This window comes from Methanocalculus natronophilus (assembly GCF_038751955.1).
Lineage (GTDB): Archaea > Halobacteriota > Methanomicrobia > Methanomicrobiales > Methanocorpusculaceae > Methanocalculus > Methanocalculus natronophilus.
Map to the genome: position 1 here is coordinate 1 of NZ_JBCEXH010000118.1, position 537 is coordinate 537.

The 537-nt window shown below is 37.1% G+C and carries 1 pseudogene; it reads left to right on the plus strand.

Annotated features, from left to right (window positions below):
• Positions 1 to 93 precede the first annotated feature (93 nt).
• A pseudogene (locus tag ABCO64_RS10780) lies at positions 94 to 537 on the plus strand (hypothetical protein); the annotation flags it as partial.

A 537-nucleotide genomic window follows, 5' to 3' on the forward strand; every position in this document is an offset into this window, starting at 1 on the left:
GTCGATCAGTGAGTTAAAAGACTTACCTGTTGAAACAATCTATGAACATACGACAAAAAACGCTATAAAATTGTTTAATTTGGAGTGATCAATATGAAAAAATTAGTGCTGGTTTCACTTTTAGTGTTTATGAGCCTAACGTTAAGTGCGTGTGACTTTTTGTTTATCGAAGATGAAGTAGAAAGTCAAGATCCTGACATTTATAACGTGAATGAATTTACCCGTCAAGAGCTTTTAGATTTAGTAGAAGATTTGATGGAAGAAAGCATTACCCGTGTTGAGTATGATTTAGAGTCTTTTGAAGAAGTTAAAACAGAAATGGTGAATTCAAGACGTGATAGTGTTGTTGGTGTCTCTGCCTCAGGTGGCTTTTTTGGTGGAGGGACAGGCTCAGGGGTGATCTTTGAAAAAGCGGGCAATGACTATTATGTCATTACCAATCATCATGTGGTCGTTCCTGATGAGTCAACCTCCCCTGCATCAAGCATTGAGATTGTTTATGAAAAAAATGGCTTAAGATATACGGTACCAAACAGT